Genomic DNA, 20,224 nt, shown 5'->3' on the forward strand with positions numbered 1-20,224 from the left:
GTAGGAGCGCACCTGGGCGCGACCGGTCGCGGGCGTGGCCCGCTACACGGTTTCGCTGGAATGTCCGAGTAGGGCGCATAACGCGCCAGCGTTATCCGCCATCGCATCGGCACGGCCCTGGAGCAGGGCTTGTTGGTCGCGGGCATGGCCCGCTCCTACAGGTCGACTCCCTGCCGGGCGCAACAGTTTTCCCTGCTCTCTGTGCCTGTCGGCCCCGCCCGGCGGGCACCTATACTTCGCGGATTCCCGTCTTCTGGAGCGTTCCGTGCAGCATTCCCGGCCGTTCGCCCTCGCGTGCCTGGTGCTGGCCATGGCGCTGTGGGGCAGTTCGTTCATTGCCCTGAAACTGGCATTCCAGGAATTCCCGCCGATGTGGGTGATCTTCGCCCGCATGGCCATCGGCAGTCTGATCTTCCTCGCCGCCTGGCGCTGGCGCGGGCGCACCGAGTATCGCGCCGGCGACTGGAAGTACCTGCTCGGCCTGGCGGTCTGCGAGCCCTGCCTGTACTTCATCTGCGAATCCCTGGCGCTGCAGTACACCAGCGCCTCCCAGGCCGGGATGATCACCGCGCTGCTGCCATTGCTGGTGGCGGTGGGCGCGTTCTTCCTGCTCAGGGAGCGGATCGGCCGCAACACCTGGCTGGGCTTCCTGCTGGCGGTGATCGGCGCGCTCTGGCTGACCCTGGTCAGCGAGGCCGACCCGCATGCGCCGCAGCCGCTGCTCGGCAACTTCCTCGAACTCCTCGCCATGGTCTGCGCGACGGGCTACACGCTGCTGCTCAAGCACCTGTCCTCGCGCTATTCGGCCTTCATGCTCACCGCCATGCAGGCCTTCATCGGTTCGATCTTCTTCCTGCCGCTGGCCGCCATCACTTCCGGCACGCCGCCGCTGCCCAGCGGTCAGGGGCTGTTCGCCCTGGTCTATCTTGGCAGCGTGGTCACGGTCGGCGCCTACGGGCTGTACAACTTCGGCGTCAGCCGGCTGCCGGCCAGCCAGGCGTCCGGCTTCACCAACCTGATCCCGGTATTCACCCTGGTCTTCGCCGCCGCGTTCCTCGGTGAAGTCTTCACCGGCCAGCAGGCCCTGGCGGCCGGAGTGGTGTTCGCCGGCGTGGCGCTCAGCCAATGGCGCACCACGCCACCCACGCAGCCGGCCGGTGTGCTGGACTGACTGAATCCTTTCCCTGCGAGGTAGCGCCATGACGATCAACGAACGCGTCTGGACCCGCGAGGCGATCCGCATCATCGAGGCGGATTTCCAGCGCAGCGCCGATACGCACCTGATCCCGCTGGACATGCCCGGCCTGCCCGGCGTCGACCTGTACTTCAAGGACGAGTCCAGCCATCCCACCGGCAGCCTCAAGCACCGCCTGGCGCGTTCGCTGTTCCTCTACGCCCTGTGCAACGGCTGGCTGAGGCCGGAGGCACCGGTGATCGAGGCGTCCAGCGGCTCGACGGCGATCTCCGAGGCCTATTTCGCCCGCCTGCTCGGCCTGCCGTTCATCGCCGTGATGCCGGCCAGCACCTCGAAGGAGAAGATCGCGCAGATCGCCTTCTACGGCGGGCAGAGCCATCTGGTCGACGACCCGACGCAGATCTACGCCGAGTCCGAGCGCCTGGCGCGGGAGAGCGGCGGGCACTTCATGGACCAGTTCACCTTCGCCGAACGCGCCACCGACTGGCGGGCGAACAACAACATCGCCGAGTCGATCTTCCAGCAGATGCGTCACGAGCGCTTCCCCGAGCCGGCCTGGCTGGTGTCCAGCCCGGGCACCGGCGGCACCCTGGCGACGCTGGGGCGCTTCGCCCGCTATCGCCGCCACGAGACCCGCGTGCTCTGCGCCGACGCCGAGCGTTCGGTGTTCTTCGATGCCTACCGCACCGGCGATCGCAGCCTGACGCTGAGTTGCGGTTCGCGGATAGAAGGAATCGGCCGGCCGCGGGTGGAAGCGTCCTTCCTGCCGGCGGTGATCGATGCCATGGCCAAGGTGCCGGACGCCCTGTCGCTGGCGGCCATGCACTACCTGGCGGGGAGACTTGGCCGGCGTGTCGGCGGCTCCAGCGGCACCAACCTGATCGGTGCGCTGGTGGCCGGCCGGCAGATGGTCGCCAATGGCGAATCCGGCTCGGTGGTGGCGATTCTCTGCGACGGCGGCGAGCGCTATGCCGAGACCTACTACGACCGCTTCTGGCTGGTGCAGCAGGGCTTCGAGCTGGAGCCGCTGATCGAGGCGGTACGCCTGTGTGCGGAGGAGGGCGCCGAGTTGCCGTCCGGAGTTGAACTGGCGGGATTCGATTGAATCAGTCGCCGCTGGCGCCGCCCGGCCAGGCGCAGCCGCGCAGCGCTTCGTCGTTCAGGCGCAGTTCGGCGGACAGGTGGCTGAGCGCGCCGCTCATGCTGTTCACGCAGCGCGCCGGGGCGACCCAGAGTTCGAGCTTCTTGCCATCGGCCTCGCTGGAGTAGCTGCTGCTGCCGTCGGGCAGGCTTTCCACCACGTAGGGCAGCACCTGCTGCGGCTGGCCGGGACGCTCCAGCAGCAGGCCTTGCGCATTCACCATCACGCTCCAGCCCGGCTCGTTGCCGCCGGCGCGGACGATGGTGCGCTTGAAGTTCGGATCGTCGCAGCCGTGCCCTTCGTGCTGCAGGCGGTAGACCCGGGAAACGTCCAGCGTGCCGTCGGTGCCGCTGGCGGTGCTGCCGCTGAAGCTGCCGCCCAGGTCGGCGAACAGCGTCTTGCCGCCATCCTTGAACAGTTCGGCCGCATCGCGGACAAGGCCGGTATTGCCGCTATCCTCGATACTGAAGCGACGTTGCTCGTTGCACGGCGTGAACACCAGGCCGTTGCCCTGCCGGCTCAGTTCGCCCTGCTGGCGCGTGGCGCCGTGCAGGTCGACGGGCTTGGGCGACCAGACCTGGCAGGCGGCGAACAGCGGCAGAAGGCTGAAGAGGGCGAAACGGCTTGGACGCATGATCGGACTCCCTGGAAAGGGGCCCAACGTTACCGAGCAGGCCGGACTACCACAAGAGCCGGCATGAGGAGTGAGGCGATGATCAGATGCAAGCGGGCGTATGAACCGGTGGAAGCGAGCGATGGCCAGCGTGTACTGGTCGACCGCCTGTGGCCACGGGGCATCCGCAAGGAGGAGCTGCAGGCCGAGTGGTGGAAGGACGTGGCGCCGTCGAACGAGCTGCGCAAGGAGTTCCACCATGATCCCGGGCGGTTCGGGGAGTTTCGCCAGGCCTACCGCAAGCAACTGGTGGCGCATCCGGAGTACTGGTGGGGGCTGCTGGACCTGGCGCGCAAGGGCGACCTGACGCTGCTCTACGGTGCGCGCGACGAGCAGAACAACAATGCCCAGGTGCTGGCGGAGTTTCTCGAGGACGAGCTGGAGCGGCAGCAGCCGGGGAGTTCGCCGACCTGCTATGCGAAGGACTTCGAATGACCCTGGTTTCCCCTCGCCGCCACCGGGGCGAGGGGACGACAGTCAGGCCGCCGCTTCGCCCAGGGCCGCGTCCAGGCATTCGAGGAACAGCTCGGCATGCTCCTGCTCGAAGGCCAGCAGCGGGCGGATCTTCAGGATGTTCTCCATGGGGCCGGCGGCGCTGATCAGCACGCCGCGCTCGCGCATGGCGTTCACCACACGGCGGGTCTGCATTGCCGCCGGTTCCTTGCTCGCGCGGTTGGTGACCAGTTCCACGCCGAGGAACAGGCCCGCGCCGCGCACGTCGCCGATCAGTTCGTGGCGCTCGGCCAGCCGCCTGAATCCATCCAGCAGGAAATCGCCGATCGCCTTCGAACGCTGCTGCAGTCCCTCGTCACGGATCACGTCTAGCACTGCCTGGGCCGCCGCGCAGGACACCGGGTTGCCGCCGAAGGTGTTGAAGTAGCGCACGTTGCGCCCGAAGCTTTCCAGCACATCGGCGCGTGCCACCACGCCGGCGATGGGCTGGCCGTTGCCCATGGGCTTGCCGAGGGTGACCAGGTCCGGCTGCACGCCGTGGCGCTGGAAGCCCCACATCTTCTCGCCGGTGCGGGCGAAGCCGCACTGCACTTCGTCGGCGATGTACAGCAGGCCTTCGGCGCGGGCCACCGCCACCGCTTCGGCGAGGAAGCCGGCCGGATCGGGGAAGACCCCGTCGCTGGCGAAGATGCCGTCGAGCAGCAGCGCGGCGGGCTCGATGCCGTTGGCGCGCAGGTCGGCGATGGCGGCGCGGACGTCATCGGCCAGGGTTCTGGCGACGTTCTCCGCGCCCAGTCGGTAGGCGTCCGGTGCACGCACGGTGCGCGCATGGGCGGGCAGGGTGATGCCGGCGCCCAGCGAGGGCGAGAGTTCGGAAATGTCGCCGGTGACGCCGTGGTAGGCGAAGCGGGTGACGATCACTCCGGTGCCGCCGGTGTAGTGGCGGGCGATGCGCAGCGCCAGGTCGTTGGCCTCGCTGCCGGTGCAGGTGAACATCACCTGGTCGAGCCCGGCGGGGAAGGTCGCCAGCAGCTGTTCGGCGTAATCGAGGATGCCTTCCTGCAGGTAGCGGGTATGGGTGTTCAGCGTGGCCGCCTGGGTGGCGATGGCCTGCACCACGCGCGGGTGGCAGTGGCCGACGGAGACGACGTTGTTGTAGGCGTCGAGATAGCGCCGGCCCTGCTTGTCGTACAGCCACACACCCTCGCCGCGGACGGTGTGCAGCGGGCGTTCGTAGAACAGCCGGTAGGCCGGGCCGAGCAGGCGCTCGCGGCGCTCGATCAGGCGGCGCTCCTCCTCGCTCAGGCGTTCGGCGTCGGCGGCGCTGTATCCGTTGATCATGGTCATGGGCGGGGCTCCTGTTGGCAGGCGGCGGCGATCTGGTCCTGGGCCTGGCTGCGGGTCAGGCTGGCCAGGCCTTGCAGGCTGCGCCAGGCGTGGCGGGTATTGCGCAGGATGTAGTCGCGGTTTTCCGGGTGCAGGCTGGCGCGCCAGGCGGTGATGCACAGGGTCATGGTCAGGCGGGTGGCGATCAGGTCGGCGAGGATTTCCTGCTCGGCCTCCAGCAGCGGGTAGCGCCGGTGGTAGGCGGCGATCATCTCGGCGGCGGTGGCCAGCGGCGCGTCGGGCTCGCCCACCTGGTAGGCGGCGGCCACGCCGAGGTCGTTGATCAGCGGGGCGTGGACCATGTCGCCGAAGTCGAGGATGTTGCGCAGCTGTTCCGGATGCTCGACGTCGACGATGACGTTGTGCGGATTGAGGTCGTTGTGGATCACCTGCGCGCGCAGCGAGGCCTGGCGCGGCAGGGCGTGCAATTCGAAGTTGTCGAGGAAGCGTTCGACGAGGGCGCGACCGTCCCTGTCCTCGATGTAGGTCAGCAGCCGGCGCAGGCGCGAGGCGTGCTTGAGGTCCCAGAGCAGTTCGTGGCCGGATGCGGGATGTTCGAAGCCGTTCAGCGCCAGTCCCAGCCGCGCCAGGGCGTCGCCCAGGTTCTCCCGCAGTGCGCGGCTGCGCTCTGGCACGCGGTGCAGCGGCAGGCCGTCGACGAAGGAGAACAGGCGGGCGAGCATGGGTTGCCCGTCGATTTCCACCGGTACCTGATAGCGGCCATCGAGCGCGGGATATACGCGCTGCACCGGCAAATCCGCATCGGCGGCTTCGACGCGGAGCAGGGCGCGGTTCTGGAAATCCACCACCTGCGGGTCTTCCAGCGGGTGGGAGAGCTTCAGCAGGCGCGACGCACCCCGGGCATCGGTGATCTGGAAGTTCAGGTCGCGTTCGCCGGCCAGCTTGTTCAGCGTGCCGTGCAGGCCGAAGCATTCGGCGGCGATGGCGGCGGCCTGCTGGTCGCTGACCCGGGCCGGCGCGGCCTCGAGCAGGTGGTCGTGGGCGGATAGGGTGTTCAGTGACACGGTTGCTACTCCATCGGGTCAAGCATGCAGCGGCCCGGCGAACCCTGGAGACCCGCCCGGCACGGTGCCGGGCGGGTTCTGCCAGTTTACTTGCTCGCCCAGGCGTTGAAGCGTTGTTCCAGTTCCTCGCCGTGGTCGATCCAGAACTCGGTGTCCATCGCACGCGCGTTTTCGAGGTTCTGCGGCGCGGTGGGCAGCTTGGTGCGGATGGCCGGATCGATCAGGTCGATGGTGTGGGTGTTGGTGGGACCATAGGGAATCGCTTCGGCGAAGACCTTCTGGTACTCCGGGCTGTTGGCCAGGGCGATGAACTGCTCGGCCTGCGCCTTGTTCTTGCTGCCCTTGACGATGGCCCAGTGGTCCAGGTCGTAGAGGCTGCCGTTCCACTGGATGGCGAAGTCGCGGCCTTCCTTCTGCGCGGTGGTGACGCGGCCGTTGTAGGCGGAGGTCATCACCACGTCGCCCGCGGCCAGCCACTGCAGCGGCTGCGCGCCGGCTTCCCACCACTGGATGTTCGGCTTGATCTGGTCGAGCTTGCGGAAGGCGCGGTCGACCCCTTCCCTGGTGCCGAGCACCTTGTACAGGTCTTCCATCTTCACGCCGTCGGCGAGCAGGGCGAATTCCAGGGTGAACTTGGCGCCACGGCGCAGGCCGCGCTTGCCCGGATATTTCTGCACGTCCCAGAAGTCGGCCCAACTGCTGGGGGCGGTCTTCAGCTTGTTGCTGTCGTAGGTGAGCACGGTGGACCAGATGAAGATGCCGGCGCCGCAGTCGCTGACGGCGGCGGGGAGGAAGTCCTCCTGCTTGCCCAGCTTCGACCAGTCCAGCGGCTCGAACAGGCCTTCGCTGCAGCCGCGGATCAGTTCGGGGGATTCCACTTCCACCACGTCCCAGCTGGTCTGCCCGGTATCGGCCATGACCTTGATCTTGGCCATCTCGCCGTTGTACTCGGCGGCCTGCACGGTGGTCCCGTTCTTCGCCGAGAAGGGTTGGTAGAAGGCCTTTTCCTGGGCCACCTTGTTGTCCCCGCCGAAGGACACTACGGTCAGGGGAGCGGCGTGGAGCTGGGCGGCGCCGCCGGCCAGCAACATCAGTGCTGCGACTTTCTTGAACATGCGGATACTCCTGGTCGGGCCCATCCGGCCCGGAAAAAAGAGGGCAGCTTCAAGAGAAGGGCTGGGGCGGCCCGAGCTGGGAGGCCAGCCTTGCGCCCGGTACTTCAGGGAGAGGAGCGCGGTGCGCTGGTGCGGTCGGTCATGCGATGTCCTCGGTTTCTTGTTGTTGTTCGGATCAGGTGACGCCGGGAGGGATTAAAACATCTTCCAAAATATGATGCATCATGTTTTATTCTTTTCCATCGCGCGTCCACGGACGTCCACATTTCGCAGGGGAAGTTTCATGAGCCAGACCAGGACCTTGCTGCTGACCGGCGCCAGCCGCGGCATCGGCCACGCCACGGTGAAACATTTCAACGCGGCGGGCTGGAAGGTGTTCACCGCCTCGCGGCAGGACTGGAGCGCCGAGTGCCCCTGGGCCGAGGGGCTGATCAACCACATCCACCTCGACCTGGAGGACATCGAAAGCGTCGAGCGCAGCCTGCCGGCGATCCGCGAGAAGCTCGGCGGCCAGCTGCATGCGCTGGTTAACAACGCCGGCATCTCGCCCAAGGGCCCGGAAGGGCAGCGCCTGGGCGTGCTGGAAAGCGACTACGCCACCTGGCTGAAGGTGTTCAACGTCAACCTGTTCTCCACCGCGCTGCTGGCGCGCGGGCTGTTCGAGGAACTGAAGGCCGCGCGCGGCACGGTGATCAACGTCACTTCCATCGCCGGCTCGCGGGTGCACCCCTTCGCCGGTGTCGCCTACGCCTCGTCCAAGGCCGCGCTGGCGGCGCTGACCCGGGAGATGGCCCACGACTTCGGCCGCCACGGCGTGCGGGTCAACGCCATCGCGCCGGGGGAGATCGATACCTCGATCCTTTCCTCGGGCACCGAGCAGATCGTCGAGCGCGACATTCCCATGCACCGCCTGGGCAAGCCGGAGGAGGTGGCCTCGCTGATCCACTTCCTCTGCACCAGCGGGGCGTCCTACGTGAACGGCGCGGAAATCCACGTCAACGGTGGCCAGCATGTCTGAAGCCCGCTGGCATTCGGTGCGGGCAACGACCATCATTCGCGCCCGAATGCCGCACCACGCGATGAGAAAGCGATGAACTACCCGATCGAAGGCCTCAACCATTCCTACCTGGGCAGCGGCGTCTACGCGCTGCTCCGCGAGGCGCTGATCACCGGCCGCTTCAAGCCGAACGACCGCCTGCGCATCCGCGACCTGGCGCAGCAGCTGGGCACCAGCGTCACGCCGGTGCGCGATGCGATCCTGCAACTGGCCAAGGAGCAGGCGCTGGAGCTGCGGACGCCGCGGGACATCCGCGTGCCGCTGCTGACCAGCGAGCAGTACCTGGAGATCCGCAGCATCCGCCTGGCCCTCGAAGGCCTCGCCGCCGAAACCGCCGCGACCAGGGTCAGCGCCGAGCAGCTGGCGATGCTGGAGACCAACATCCGCGACAACCTCGAAGCGATCCACGCCGATGACCTGGTCTCGGCGCTCAAGCTCAACCAGGCCTTCCACTTCGCCCTCGCCGAGATCGCCGGCATGCCGCTGCTGCGCGGCTTCCTCGACAGCCTGTGGATGCGCACCGGCCCGCTGATCGCCCAGGCCTACGGCGACTTCAACGAACGCATGGCCGTCGAGCACCACTGGGAAGTGCTGCGTGCGCTGCAGCAGGGAGATGGCGTGGCGGCGCGCGAGGCCATCCACACCGACCTGCTGGATGGCAGCGAGAAGATGCTGGAGTTCATTGCGCAGAACGAAAGCGACGCCCAACTGGCCAGCTGACGCTGTAGGAGGGGGCCATGCCCCCGACCTGCATGTGCGCCCTGGTCGGTCGCGGGCATGGCTCGCTCCTACAGTGCCGCCGGTTTATTGGATCCCCGCGTTCGCGGGGAAGACGGAGTTGAGAGTCGCACGGAGTTATCCGGAAAATCCGTCATTCCCGCGAACGCGGGAAACCAGAAGACAGTTGCTCCTACAGAATCCGCGGGACTACAAATGAAAAACGGCCCCGAAGGGCCGTTTCTCGTTGCGTTGCCGAACCTCAGCCGCCGAGATACGCGTCGCGCACCTTCGGGTTGACCAGCAGGTTCTCGCCGGTGTCCTGCATGACGATATGGCCGTTCTCCAGCACGTAGCCGCGGTCGGCGAGCTTCAGCGCCTGGTTGGCGTTCTGCTCGACGAGGAAGACGGTCACGCCTTCCCTGCGCAGCTGTTCGATGATGTCGAAGATCTGCTGGATGATGATCGGCGCCAGGCCCAGCGAGGGTTCGTCGAGCAGCAGCAGCTTGGGCTTGCTCATCAGCGCACGGCCGATGGCGAGCATCTGCTGTTCGCCGCCGGACATGGTGCCGCCGCGCTGGTTGAAGCGTTCCTTCAGGCGCGGGAAGAGGTCCAGGACCTTGTCGATCTGCTCCTGGTAGTCGCCCTTGCTGGTGAAGAAGCCGCCCATGGCGAGGTTCTCCTCGACGGTCAGGCGGGCGAACACGCGGCGGCCTTCCGGCACGACGGCGATGCTCTTGCGCATGATGTCGGAGGATTCCTGGCCGACCAGTTCCTCGCCCAGGTACCTGATGCTGCCGGAAGCCGCGCGCGGCGAGCCGCACAGGGTCATCAGCAGGGTCGACTTGCCGGCGCCGTTGGCGCCGATCAGGGTGACGATCTCGCCCTGCTGGACTTCCAGACTGACCTCGTGCAGCGCCTGGATCTTGCCGTAGAAGGTGGAAACCTTGTCGAACTTCAGCATGACTCAGGCCTCCCCCAGATAGGCTTTGATCACGTCCGGATTGCCGCGGATCTCTTCCGGGGTGCCGTCGGCCAGGGGCGTGCCCTGGTTGATCACGTAGATATGGTCGGAAATGCTCATCACCAGCTTCATGTCGTGCTCGATCAGCAGCACGGTGACGCCGTGCTCGGCGCGGAGCATGGCGATCAGCGCCTTGAGATCCTCGGTCTCGCGCGGGTTGAGGCCGGCCGCCGGTTCGTCGAGCATCAGGATCTGCGGGCGGGTCATCATGCAGCGGGCGATTTCCAGCCGGCGCTGCTGGCCGTAGGCGAGGGTGCCCGCCGGGCGGTTGGCGACTTCCTTCAGGTTCACCACTTCCAGCCAGTGCGCGGCGTAGTCCAGCGCCTCGGCCTCGCTGCGGCGGAAGGACGGCAGCTTCAGCAGGCCGGCGAAGAAGTTGGTGTTGAGGTGGCGGTGCTGGGCGACCAGCAGGTTTTCCACCGCGGTCATTTCCTTGAACAGGCGGACGTTCTGGAAAGTCCGCACCACGCCCTTGTGGGCGATCTTGTGGCCGGGCAGGTGATGCACGGCCTCGCCCCGCAGGAGGATTTCGCCGCCGGTGGGCTGGTAGAAACCGGTCAGGCAGTTGAATACGGTGGTCTTGCCGGCGCCGTTCGGGCCGATCATCGAGACCACCTGCTTTTCCTTCACGTTCAGGGCCACACCGTTGACGGCCAGCAGGCCGCCGAAGCGCATGGTGAGGCCGCTCACTTCAAGAATCGGTCGGCTCATTTGCGCAACTCCAGGTGCGGGCGCTGCATGGGCAGCAGGCCCTGCGGACGCCAGATCATCATCAGCACCATGATGGCGCCGAACATCAGCATGCGGTACTCGCTGAACTCACGCATGAGTTCCGGCAGCAGGATCATCACCACGGCGGCGAGGATCACGCCGAGCTGCGAACCGAGGCCGCCCAGCACCACGATGGCGAGGATGGTTGCCGACTCGATGAAGGTGAACGACTCCGGAGTCACCAGGCCCTGGCGCGCGGCGAAGAAGCTGCCGGCGAAGCCCGCGAAGGTGGCGCCCAGGGTGAAGGCGGAGAGCTTGATCACCGTGGGGTTGAGGCCGAGGGCGCGGCAGGCGATCTCGTCCTCGCGCAGCGCTTCCCAGGCGCGGCCCAGCGGCATGCGCAGCAGGCGGTTGATCACGAACAGCACGACGAAGACCAGCAGCAGGGCCACCAGGTAGAGGAAGATCACCTTGTTGTTCGAGTTGTAGGCGATGCCGAGGAACTCGTGGAAGGTCTGCATCCCTTCCGGCGCGCGACGCTCGAAGCTCAGGCCGAACAGGGTCGGCTTGTCGATGTTGCTGATGCCGTTGGGACCGCCGGTCAGCCAGGTCAGGTTGCGCAGCAGGATGCGGATGATCTCGCCGAAGCCGAGGGTCACGATCGCCAGGTAGTCGCCGCGCAGGCGCAGCACCGGGAAGCCGAGGATGAAGCCGAAGAAGGCTGCCATCAGGCCGGCGATCGGCAGGCAGGTCCAGAAGCCCAGGCCGTAGTAGTGCGAGAGCAGGGCATAGCTGTACGCGCCGACGGCGTAGAAGCCGACGTAACCCAGGTCCAGCAGGCCGGCGAGGCCGACCACGATGTTCAGGCCGAGGCCGAGCAGGACGTAGATCAGGATCAGCGTGGCGATGTCCACCGAGCCGCGCGAGCCGAAGAACGGCCACACCAGAGCCAGCAGGATCAGCACGAAGATGATCTTGCGCTGCACCGAGGAGTGGGTCAGGCGTTCGGCGAGCTTGGTGTGGGGCATCGACAGGGCCTGTTTGACGCTGCCGCCGAAGGCGAAGCGGTCACGCACCAGTTGCCAGACGAACATGGCCACGGCGCACGCGGCGATGATCCACAGGGTCATCGGCTTGGCGCCGCTCACCTGCAGGCCGATGCCGACCACGCTGAGTTTCAGACCGAGAACGGGGTAGGCCACCGCCAGCACCAGCAGGGCGCTGAAGAAGGCGACTTTGAGTTTCTTGCTCATACCTTTTCCACCTCCGGACGGCCGAGGATACCGGTAGGCCGGAACAGCAGGACCAGAACGAGCAGGCTGAACGCCACCACGTCCTTGTACTGATCGCCGAACACGTCGGCGCCGAAGGCTTCGGCGACGCCGAGCACCAGGCCGCCGAGCATGGCGCCGGGGATGCTGCCGATGCCGCCCAGCACCGCGGCGGTGAACGCCTTGATGCCGGCGAGGAAGCCGATGTGCGGGTTGATCACGCCGTACTGCATGCCCAGCAGCACCGCGGCCACGGCGGCCAGGGTGGCGCCGATGACGAAGGTCAGGGCGATGATGTTATTGGTGTTGATGCCCAGCAGGTTGGCCATCTTCAGGTCCTCGGCGCAGGCGCGGCAGGCGCGGCCCAGGCGGGAGCGGGAGATGAACATGCTGAGGCCGTACATGGCCAGCAGGGTGACGATGAAGATCAGCACCTGCATGTACGAGATGGTCACGCCGGTCATTTCATCGGCGCCGATGACGAAGTTGCCGGGCAGCAGGTTGGGGATGGCCTTGTCCTTGGAATCCTGCGCGAGCAGGACCTCGTTCTGCAGGAAGATCGACATGCCGATCGCCGAGATGAGCGGGATCAGGCGGTTGCTTCCACGCAACGGACGGTAGGCGATCCGTTCGATGCTGTAGCCGTAGGCACTGGTGACGATGATGCTGGCAGCGAAGGCGCAGACGATCACGATGGGCAGACTGACGATACCCATCATGGCCAGGCCGGTGATCACGATGAAGGCTACGTACGAGCCGATCATGTAGACCTCGCCATGGGCGAAGTTGATCATGCCGATGATGCCGTAGACCATGGTGTAGCCGATGGCGATCAGGGCATAGGTGCTGCCAACGGTAAGGCCGTTAACCAGCTGTTGCAGATAGTGATAGAGCTCAGGCATTACCTAACTCCTCGGGCGTCGCGTGAAGCGGCGCTTGTGGCGCGACGGACCCCCGGAAAACTCGGATAAACAAAGCCCACTGCATGCTGGCAGTGGGCTTTGGGTGTCGACGTCAGGACTTATTTGGCTTCGGTCTTGGTGCCGTCCTTGTGCCACTGGTAGACCACGAAGTTGAAGTTCTTCAGGTCACCCTTCTCGTCGAAGGCCAGGTCGCCGGTGGGAGTGGCGAAGGTGTTGGCGCGCAGGGCTTCCGCGACCTTCTCGGTGTCCTCGCTGCCGGCCTTCCTGATGCCGTCGGCGATGACCTGCACGGCGGCGTAGGCCGGGAACACGAACGGACCGCTCGGGTCTTCGTTCTTCGCCTTGAAGGCGTCGACCAGCGGCTGGTTCTTCGGATCCTGGTCGAAGGACTTCGGCAGGGTCACGTACAGGCCTTCGGAAGCCGGGCCGGCGATGGCGGAGATTTCCTTGTTGCCGACGCCTTCCGGCCCCATGAAGCCGACCTTCAGGCCCTTCTCGGAAGCCTGGCGCAGCAGCAGGCCCAGTTCCGGGTGGTAGCCGCCGTAGTAGACGAAGTCGACGCCGGACTGCTTCAGCTTGGCGATCATCGCCGAGAAGTCCTTGTCGCCGGCGTTGATGCCTTCGAACAGCGGGACCTTGATGCCGGCGTCTTCGAGGGTCTTCTTCACTGCAGTGGCGATGCCTTCGCCGTACTGCTGCTTGTCGTGGAGGACGGCGACGGATTTCGGCTTGAGGTGCTCGGCGATGAACTTGCCGGCGGTCGGGCCCTGCAGGCTGTCGAGGCCGATGGTGCGGAAGATCAGCTTGTAGCCGCGGGAGGTGATGTCCGGGCTGGTGGAAGCCGGGGTGATCATCAGGATGCCTTCGTCCTCGTAGATGTCGGACGCCGGCTGGGTGGAGCTGGAGCAGAGGTGGCCAACCACGAACTTGACGCCATCGTTGACGATCTTGTTGGCAACGGCCACGGCCTGTTTCGGATCGCACGCGTCGTCGTAGACCACGCCTTCGAGCTGCTTGCCATCAACGCCACCGGCCTTGTTGATCTGCTCGATGGCCATCTTGGCCCCAACGAACTGCATCTCCCCGTACTGGGCGACCGCACCGGTCACCGGACCGGCCAGGGCGATCTTGATGGTGTCGGCGGCCATCGAGTAGCTGGCGACGCCTGCAAGGGCCATGGCGGTGAGCAGCTGGGAAAGACGCTGAGTACCCTTTTTCATAATGCTCCACTCTTCTTGTGATTCGTTTTTGTAGTCCTTGTGCCGGGAGGCTGAAGGACCGGGTAAGACCCGGAAAACCCACCGGCAACTGTACCGGTACAGTGTAGAGTGCCATTTTGCCGCTTGAAAAGCGGGGTAGGGCGGGCTGGCCGAGTGCATGTCGCATGTTCGCAATAAACGTATAGAAAAACGGCGCCTATCCTGCCAGCCTCCTTATTCCATCCAAGGATGATCGGACGTCGTGCGGAACTTGCCTGGCAGGGGGCCGGCGCTATCATGGCGCGCCCGATTGCCTGGTGAGATCCATGACTGAACAAGCTAGCACCCTATATGCCAAGTTGCTTGGCGAAACCGCGATGATTTCCTGGCAGGAGCTGCAGCCGTTCTTCGCCCGCGGCGCCCTGCTGCGCGTGGCGACCGGGCTGGATCTGGTGGAAATCGCGGAGGCCGTGGCCGAGGACAACCGCGAGAAGGTCGCGCGCTGGCTCGCCGAGGGCGGACTGGCCAAGGTCGACGAGCCCCAGGCCGAAGACTACCTGGCCCGCGATCCGCAGCTCTGGGCCGTGGTCGTGGCGCCCTGGGTGCTGGTCCAGGAGCGTGCGGAAAAGCCGGCGTTGCACTGATCCGGGCAAGCCTGCGCTTTGCCAAACGCGGTCTAGAATGTAGTGGATTCATCACAGGGAGATAGATCATGTTTGAACCTGGGCACCTGCATCTGCAATCCCTCCCCGGCATGGGACAGGGGGATGTGGATATCCACCTGCGCTACGAGGTTCGCCATGAGGCCGAGAAGGGCACCTTCATGCACTTCACCATGACTGGCGAGATCGGCGGCAACCCGTTCACGGAAGAGTGGGACATGTCGCGCGACACCGCCTTCAACTTCGCCAGCGATGCCACCCGCATCGCCCAGAAGCATGGCCTGCACCCGCGCTTCGGGGCGGTCACGCCCAACCACAAGGATTACGATGCGATGTTCGAGGACATCCGTCAGAAGCTGAATGCCAAATCCGGCGAGCCGGTCGACCTGGACAAGGTGCTTCGCGGGGAGTGATGGCGGTTGCATGAAAAAGCCCGGGCCATGTGGTCCGGGCTTTTTTGTGTCTGGCAGGTGGTGGTTCGTAGCCCGCTTTTCGTAGGAGCGAGGGCTAACTCAACCGGTCACCCACCTCTGCCTGGCCCACGCGCTCAGGCTGTCCACCGCCAGCACCAGCACCAGCATCGCCAGGATCACCGTCGAGGCCTGCGCCTGCTGGAACAGGCTGAGGCTGAAATACAGCATCTGCCCCAGCCCGCCCGCGCCGACGAAGCCGAGCACGCTGGCCATGCGGATGTTGTTCTCCCAGCGGTACAGCGTGTAGGCCACCAGTTGCGGCCAGACGCCCGGCAGCGTGCCGTAGGCGAACGCCGCGACCCGTCCACTCCCGGCCAGGCGCAGCGCTTCGGCAGGCGCGGTCGGGGTGTTTTCCAGCGCCTCGGCGAACAGCCGGCCGAGCACGCCGCCGGTGTGCAGGGCCAGGGCCAGGGTGCCGGCGTTCGGGCCGAGGCCGGCGGCCAGCACCATCAATGCGCCCCACACCAGTTCCGGCACCGCGCGCAGGGCGTTGAGCAGGAAGCGCGAGGCGCTCTGCGCCAGGCGGCCGAAGCGGCCGGCGGCGGGGAGGGCGAAGAGCATCCCGAGCAGCGCCGCCAGCAGCGTGCCGAGGGCCGACATCGCCAGGGTTTCCAGGGCGCCGCGGCCGATGTCCCGCAGGTGCGGGGCGGACAGGTCCGGCGGGAAGAATTCGCCGGCATAGGCGCCCATCTGGCCGAGTCCGCTGGCGCTGAACAGCCCGCCGGTATCGATTTCCAGATAGGCGAAGGACACCCCCACGGCGAGCAGGATCAGCGCCAGCCAGCCGATGGCGCGCAGGAGCCCGTTCATTCCAGCCTCCCGCGCAGGAAGCGGCTGAGCAGGTCGGCGCCGAGCACCAGCACGAGGAAGGTCAGCAGGATGCTGGACACCTCGCCGCCGGCGAACATGCGCAGCGACAGGTCGATCTGCTGGCCCAGCCCGCCGGCGCCGACGAAGCCCATCACCACCGAGGCGCGGATCGCGCATTCCCAGCGGTACACCGTGTAGGAGATCAGCTCCGCCGCCGCCGACGGCAGCACGCCATAGGCGAAGGCGCTCAGCCGCGAGCTGCCGCCGAGCAGCAGGGCGCGGGTCGGGCGCGGGTCGACCGATTCGAAGATTTCCGCATACACCTTGCCGAGCATGCCGCTGTAGGTGATGGCGATGGCCATCACCCCGGCGGTTGGGCCGAGCCCCACCGCGCGCACGAACAGCAGCGCCCAGACGATCTCCGGCACGCTGCGCAGGACGATCAGCAGGCCGCGCACCGGCCAGCGCAGGGCGCGCGCCCACCAGGCCGGCAGGCCGCCGCGCGGCAGCGCCGAGATGGACAGCGCGCGGGTCGCCAGCAGCGATGCGGGAAAGGCGATCAGCCAGGCCAGGGCCATGCCGGCGGTGGCGATGGCCAGTGTTTCCAGGGTGGCCTTGCCGAGCAGGGCGAGGAATTCCTCGTCGTGGGCGGGCGGCCAGAAGCCGGCGAGGAAGTTCGCCATGGTGCTGGCGTTGTCGCCGCTGAACAGGCCGGGGATGTCCAGTTCGCTCAGGCGCAGGCCCGGCCACAGCAGGACCAGCGCGAGCAGGGTCAGCGCCAGGCGCGGCAGCGCCGCCGGGTCGCGGGTGCGTTCGCTCAGCATCGCGGAATCTGCACCACCTGCGGCCGGGTCACCGGGCTGGCGTGCTCCTCCGCGTCGAGCTGCTCGTTGGCGTAGAGCATCTGCAGGTCGGTCGGCTTCACCTCGGCGGCGGGGCGGTCGAAGACGATCCGCCCGTCGCGCACGCCGACGATCCGCGGGAAGTGTTCCAGCGCCAGGTCCACCGCATGCAGGCTGGCGATCAGCGTGACCTTGCGGCTTTCCGCTTCCCGCGTCAGCAGGTCGAGGGTGTGCCCGGCGAGCACCGGGTCCATGGCCGAGACCGGTTCGTCGGCCAGCAGCAGTTCCGGCTGCTGGTACAGCGCGCGGGCGATGCCGACGCGCTGCAGCTGGCCGCCGGAAAGCTGGTCGCAGCGCTCGAACAGCTTGTCGGCGAGGTCGAGGCGCTTGAGCGCGGCCCGTGCACCGGGAATGTCGACGGGGTAGACCAGGCTGGCGAGGCTTTTCCACAGTGGCCACTGGCCGAGACGCCCGGCCAGTACGGCGGTGACCACGCGCTGCCGTGGTGGCAGCGGCGGCGCCTGGTGGATCAGGCCGATGCGCGCGCGCAGGCGCTGGCGTGCCGCGCCACCCAGCGCCCAGGGCTGGCTGCCGAGCACTTCGTAGCTGCCGGCGGACGGCCTGAGGTTGGTGGCGAGCACGCGCAGCAGGGTGGTCTTGCCGGCGCCGGACGGGCCGATGATGGCGACCCGCTCGCCGGTGCCGACGCGCAGGTCGATCCCGGCGAGGGCGCGCTGGCCGTTGGCGTGGATGTGCTCCACGCCGTTCAGCAGCAGGGTCACTTCAGCAGGCCGGCGGTACGCGCGGACTCCTCGATGCCCTTGTAGTTCTCCGGCTTGGTCTCGATGAAGCGGCTGGCGGCCTGCAGGTCGAGGATTTCCTTGTCGCGCGGATTGGCCGGGTCGAGGGCGAGGAAGGCCTGCTTGATCTTCTCCGCCAGCGCCGGGTCGAGGTTGCCGCGCACGGTCCAGTTGTAGTCGTAGTAGGTCGGGGTGGTGGCGAAGACCTTGACCTTGCTGGTGTCGACCTTGCCGCCATCCACCAGCTTCTGCCACACCGAGGCGTTCAGCACGCCGGCGTCGACCTTGCCGGCCTGTACCCAGGCCACCGTGGCGTCGTGGGCGCCGGAGTAGGCCACGCGGGAGAAGTACTGCTCGGGGACGATGCCGTCCTTCTGCATGAAGTAGCGCGGCATCAGGCTGCCGGAGGTGGAGGAAACCGAACCGAAGGCGAAGGTCTTGCCCTTGAGGTCCTGCAGCGACTTCACGTTCGGGTCGGCGGTGATGAATTTGCTGGTGAACTGCTGGTCCTGCTCGCGCTGCACCAGCGGGATGGCGTTGCCGGTCTTCAGGCGCGCCTGGACGAAGGTGAAGCCGCCCAGCCAGGCCATGTCCAGGCGGTCGGCGGCCAGCGCTTCGACCACGCCGGCATAGTCGGCCACTGGAACGAATTTCACCGGCATGCCCAGTTTTTCCTGCAGGTAGGCGCCCAGCGGCTTGAACTTGCGCAGCAGTTCGGTGGGGGCTTCGTCGGGGATGGCCGAGACCTTGAGTTCCTTCAGGTCCTCGGCGTGGGTCAGAACGGCGGACAAGGACAGGGCAAAACCGGCGGCGAGCGCCAGGGTACGTTTCAGCATGAGAGAGTTCTCCGGGTCAAAAGCGGAAAAAACCAATCCGAGTATAGGCAGCTTGCCAGCAGTGACAGGCAAACGACTTCTGAGACGGCGCGGGTCGGCGTCCGCCGCTGGGACGGCTAAGATGGCGTTTTTCGAGCCCGCCATTTTCCCGGAGTCTGCTTCATGTCGTCTACCTTGCCTTCAATCGCATTCGCCGGCCTCGGCCTGATGGGCGTGCCCATGACGCGCCGCCTGCTCGCTGCCGGCTACCCGCTGCGTGTCTGGAACCGCTCCGCTGGCAAGCGCGAGCTGCTCGCCGCCGAAGGCGCGCAGGCTGTCATCAGTCCCGCCGAACTGTGCGCTGGCGCGGAGGTGGTGATGCTCTGCCTGGCCGACACCGCTGCGGTGCGCGAAGTGGTGTTCGGTCCGGGCGGCATCGTCGAGGGCGCCCGCGCCGGCCAGTTGCTGGTGGACTTCTCCAGCCTGGAACCGGCCGCCACGCGGGAAATGGCCGCCGAACTGGAAGCCCGTACCGGCATGCGCTGGATCGACGCGCCGGTATCCGGCGGCACCCCGGGCGCCGAGGCGGGCAGCCTGGCGATCATGGCCGGTGGCCGCGCCGAGGACATCGAGCGGGTGCGGCCGATCCTCGCCCACCTCGGCCAGCGCCTGACGCGCATGGGCGACGTCGGCGCCGGGCAGGTGACCAAGGTGTGCAACCAGATGATCGTCGCCTGCAACGCGCTGGTGATCGCCGAGGTGGTCGCCCTGGCGGAGAAGGCCGGGGTCGACGCCAGCCTGATCGCGCCGGCGCTGGCCGGTGGTTTCGCCGATTCGAAGCCGCTGCAGATTCTCGCCCCGCAGATGGCCGAGAGCCGTTTCGAGCCGGTGAAGTGGCACGTGCGCACGCTGCTCAAGGACCTCGACACGGCGGTCAGGCTGTCCCGCGAGCAGAGCTCGTCGACGCCCATGAGCGGCCTCGCCGCGCAGCTGATGCGCCTGCACGGCAGCCAGGGCAACCTGGAGCGCGACCCCGCCACCCTGGTCGAGCAGTATCGCGAGGTGAAGCCGTGAAAATCTGCGCCAACCTGTCCCTGCTGTTCACCGAGCTGCCCCTGCTGGAGCGCGTGGGCGCGGCGGCCGCTGCCGGTTTCGACGGCGTCGAGATCCAGTTTCCCTACGAGGTGCCGGCCGGGGAAATGCGCGATGCGCTGCACGCTGCGGGCCTGCCGCTGGTATTGATCAACCTGCCGGCGGGCGACTTCATGCAGGGTGGCGCCGGGCTGGCGGCGGTACCGGAGCGCGAGGCGGAGTTCACCGCGGCGCTGGAGCAGGCACTGGAATATGCACGGGTGGTCAAGCCGCTGTTCCTCAATGTGCTGGCCGGCCGCCTGGTACCGGGGCTGGAGCGCGAACAGGCGTTGGCGACCCTGACCGAACGGTTGCGGCGCGTCGCCGAGGTATTCGCCGGCGAGGGCGTGATCGTGCTGACCGAGGCGATCAACGATCTCGACATGCCGGGCTTCCTGCTCAACACCCCGGAGCATCTGCTGGACATGCTGGCGCGTGTCGCCCGGCCGAATCTCGCGGCGCAGCTCGATCTCTACCACATGGCGCGCATGGGCCTCGATCCGGCCGGCTGCATGCGGCAACTGGCCGGGCACATCGGCCACGTGCAGTTCGCCGATGCCCCGGGACGCGGCGAGCCGGGCTCCGGCACGCTGGATTTCCCCGCCGCGCTGCGTGCGCTGGAGGAGATCGGCTACAGCGGCTGGCTGGGCGCCGAGTACCGTCCGACGGGCAGCACGGCCGAAAGCCTGGGCTGGCTGTCGAAGTGGCAGGCCGGCTGAGCGGCCGTCGCGCGAATTTCACGCTTTCTTGACTGCCAGCCGACTAGAGTCCCGCCGCCTGCCGTGGCGGCGGGCGTCGTTT

At 67.0% G+C, this 20,224-nt stretch carries 22 protein-coding genes; 9 read left to right on the plus strand and 13 right to left on the minus strand.

Features of this window, described 5'->3' with window-relative positions; all coding sequences use genetic code 11:
* The first annotated feature begins 265 nt into the window (after positions 1–265).
* Together BLR75_RS20245 and BLR75_RS20250 are read left to right on the plus strand one after the other, a co-directional pair.
* Positions 266–1,171, plus strand: coding sequence for a DMT family transporter (locus tag BLR75_RS20245; RefSeq protein ID WP_084313722.1), 906 nt, complete (start codon positions 266–268; stop codon positions 1,169–1,171).
* Positions 1,172–1,199: 28 nt separating this feature from the next.
* Positions 1,200–2,300 carry a PLP-dependent cysteine synthase family protein gene (locus BLR75_RS20250; protein WP_084313721.1) on the plus strand — a complete coding sequence of 367 codons (1,101 nt, stop codon included), beginning with the start codon at positions 1,200–1,202 and terminating at the stop codon, positions 2,298–2,300.
* Between the two features lies 1 nt (position 2,301).
* Here BLR75_RS20250 and BLR75_RS20255 read toward each other — a convergent pair whose 3' ends face one another.
* Positions 2,302–2,970, minus strand: coding sequence for a COG3650 family protein (locus tag BLR75_RS20255; protein WP_084313720.1), 669 nt, complete (start codon positions 2,968–2,970; stop codon positions 2,302–2,304).
* A 78-nt stretch (positions 2,971–3,048) separates the two neighbouring features.
* Here BLR75_RS20255 and BLR75_RS20260 point away from each other — a divergent pair, with 78 nt between their 5' ends.
* Positions 3,049–3,444: a DUF488 domain-containing protein gene (locus BLR75_RS20260; RefSeq protein ID WP_084313719.1), complete on the plus strand. Its 396-nt coding sequence runs from the start codon at positions 3,049–3,051 to the stop codon at positions 3,442–3,444.
* Positions 3,445–3,486: 42 nt separating this feature from the next.
* Here the strand turns inward: BLR75_RS20260 and BLR75_RS20265 are convergent, their stop codons facing one another.
* The 3 genes from BLR75_RS20265 to BLR75_RS20275 all read right to left on the minus strand — a co-directional run bounded on the left by BLR75_RS20265 (position 3,487) and on the right by BLR75_RS20275 (position 6,988).
* Positions 3,487–4,809 carry an aspartate aminotransferase family protein gene (locus BLR75_RS20265; protein ID WP_084313718.1) on the minus strand — a complete coding sequence of 441 codons (1,323 nt, stop codon included), beginning with the start codon at positions 4,807–4,809 and terminating at the stop codon, positions 3,487–3,489.
* A complete protein-coding gene (locus BLR75_RS20270) occupies positions 4,806–5,873 on the minus strand; it encodes a phosphotransferase (RefSeq protein WP_084313717.1) in 1,068 nt (355 codons plus the stop codon). The genes BLR75_RS20265 and BLR75_RS20270 overlap by 4 nt, the downstream gene beginning before the upstream one ends.
* 86 nt (positions 5,874–5,959) lie before the next feature.
* Positions 5,960–6,988, minus strand: a complete 1,029-nt coding sequence (locus BLR75_RS20275; protein WP_084313716.1) for an ABC transporter substrate-binding protein — start codon at positions 6,986–6,988, stop codon at positions 5,960–5,962.
* 283 nt (positions 6,989–7,271) lie between these two features.
* On the opposite strand from BLR75_RS20275, the gene BLR75_RS20280 reads away from it, so the two are divergent.
* Together BLR75_RS20280 and BLR75_RS20285 are read left to right on the plus strand one after the other, a co-directional pair.
* Complete coding sequence (locus tag BLR75_RS20280; RefSeq protein WP_084313715.1) at positions 7,272–8,006, plus strand: SDR family NAD(P)-dependent oxidoreductase; 735 nt, start codon at positions 7,272–7,274, stop codon at positions 8,004–8,006.
* A gap of 72 nt (positions 8,007–8,078) precedes the next feature.
* On the plus strand, positions 8,079–8,765 hold the full coding sequence (locus BLR75_RS20285) for a GntR family transcriptional regulator (RefSeq protein ID WP_084313714.1): 687 nt from the start codon (positions 8,079–8,081) through the stop codon (positions 8,763–8,765).
* 259 nt (positions 8,766–9,024) lie between these two features.
* Here the strand turns inward: BLR75_RS20285 and BLR75_RS20290 are convergent, their stop codons facing one another.
* The 5 genes from BLR75_RS20290 to BLR75_RS20310 all read right to left on the minus strand — a co-directional run bounded on the left by BLR75_RS20290 (position 9,025) and on the right by BLR75_RS20310 (position 13,911).
* Complete coding sequence (locus tag BLR75_RS20290) at positions 9,025–9,726, minus strand: ATP-binding cassette domain-containing protein (RefSeq protein ID WP_084313713.1); 702 nt, start codon at positions 9,724–9,726, stop codon at positions 9,025–9,027.
* A gap of 3 nt (positions 9,727–9,729) precedes the next feature.
* Positions 9,730–10,497 carry a high-affinity branched-chain amino acid ABC transporter ATP-binding protein LivG gene (gene livG, locus BLR75_RS20295; protein ID WP_084313712.1) on the minus strand — a complete coding sequence of 256 codons (768 nt, stop codon included), beginning with the start codon at positions 10,495–10,497 and terminating at the stop codon, positions 9,730–9,732.
* On the minus strand, positions 10,494–11,750 hold the full coding sequence (locus tag BLR75_RS20300; RefSeq protein WP_084313711.1) for a high-affinity branched-chain amino acid ABC transporter permease LivM: 1,257 nt from the start codon (positions 11,748–11,750) through the stop codon (positions 10,494–10,496). Before BLR75_RS20300 ends, livG begins: the two co-directional genes overlap by 4 nt.
* Positions 11,747–12,670, minus strand: coding sequence for a high-affinity branched-chain amino acid ABC transporter permease LivH (gene livH / locus BLR75_RS20305; protein ID WP_084313710.1), 924 nt, complete (start codon positions 12,668–12,670; stop codon positions 11,747–11,749). The genes BLR75_RS20300 and livH overlap by 4 nt, the downstream gene beginning before the upstream one ends.
* A 119-nt stretch (positions 12,671–12,789) precedes the next feature.
* Positions 12,790–13,911 carry a branched-chain amino acid ABC transporter substrate-binding protein gene (locus BLR75_RS20310; RefSeq protein WP_084313709.1) on the minus strand — a complete coding sequence of 374 codons (1,122 nt, stop codon included), beginning with the start codon at positions 13,909–13,911 and terminating at the stop codon, positions 12,790–12,792.
* 305 nt (positions 13,912–14,216) lie between these two features.
* On the opposite strand from BLR75_RS20310, the gene BLR75_RS20315 reads away from it, so the two are divergent.
* Both BLR75_RS20315 and BLR75_RS20320 read left to right on the plus strand, forming a co-directional pair.
* Positions 14,217–14,534: a DUF2288 domain-containing protein gene (locus tag BLR75_RS20315; protein ID WP_084313708.1), complete on the plus strand. Its 318-nt coding sequence runs from the start codon at positions 14,217–14,219 to the stop codon at positions 14,532–14,534.
* A gap of 68 nt (positions 14,535–14,602) precedes the next feature.
* The gene (locus tag BLR75_RS20320) at positions 14,603–14,965 is read left to right on the plus strand and encodes a DUF5064 family protein (protein ID WP_084313707.1); all 363 of its coding nucleotides are present in this window, start codon (positions 14,603–14,605) and stop codon (positions 14,963–14,965) included.
* Between the two features lie 99 nt (positions 14,966–15,064).
* Here BLR75_RS20320 and phnE read toward each other — a convergent pair whose 3' ends face one another.
* Genes phnE through BLR75_RS20340 form a run of 4 tightly spaced genes read right to left on the minus strand, consistent with a single transcriptional unit; the run spans position 15,065 to position 18,313 of the window.
* Positions 15,065–15,835: a phosphonate ABC transporter, permease protein PhnE gene (phnE, locus tag BLR75_RS20325; protein WP_084313706.1), complete on the minus strand. Its 771-nt coding sequence runs from the start codon at positions 15,833–15,835 to the stop codon at positions 15,065–15,067.
* Positions 15,832–16,659 (minus strand): PhnE/PtxC family ABC transporter permease, encoded by an 828-nt coding sequence (locus tag BLR75_RS20330; protein WP_084313705.1) that lies wholly within the window; start codon positions 16,657–16,659, stop codon positions 15,832–15,834. Before BLR75_RS20330 ends, phnE begins: the two co-directional genes overlap by 4 nt.
* Entirely contained in the window at positions 16,653–17,459 is an 807-nt protein-coding gene (locus tag BLR75_RS20335; RefSeq protein ID WP_084313704.1) for a phosphonate ABC transporter ATP-binding protein, read from the minus strand. The genes BLR75_RS20330 and BLR75_RS20335 overlap by 7 nt, the downstream gene beginning before the upstream one ends.
* Positions 17,456–18,313: a putative selenate ABC transporter substrate-binding protein gene (locus BLR75_RS20340; protein WP_084313703.1), complete on the minus strand. Its 858-nt coding sequence runs from the start codon at positions 18,311–18,313 to the stop codon at positions 17,456–17,458. The genes BLR75_RS20335 and BLR75_RS20340 overlap by 4 nt, the downstream gene beginning before the upstream one ends.
* Before the next feature lie 162 nt (positions 18,314–18,475).
* Here BLR75_RS20340 and BLR75_RS20345 point away from each other — a divergent pair, with 162 nt between their 5' ends.
* Positions 18,476–19,366, plus strand: coding sequence for an NAD(P)-dependent oxidoreductase (locus BLR75_RS20345; RefSeq protein ID WP_084313702.1), 891 nt, complete (start codon positions 18,476–18,478; stop codon positions 19,364–19,366).
* Complete coding sequence (locus BLR75_RS20350) at positions 19,363–20,142, plus strand: hydroxypyruvate isomerase family protein (RefSeq protein ID WP_084313701.1); 780 nt, start codon at positions 19,363–19,365, stop codon at positions 20,140–20,142. Before BLR75_RS20345 ends, BLR75_RS20350 begins: the two co-directional genes overlap by 4 nt.
* The last annotated feature ends 82 nt before the right edge of the window (positions 20,143–20,224 follow it).

The organism is Pseudomonas jinjuensis, assembly GCF_900103845.1.
GTDB lineage: Bacteria > Pseudomonadota > Gammaproteobacteria > Pseudomonadales > Pseudomonadaceae > Pseudomonas > Pseudomonas jinjuensis.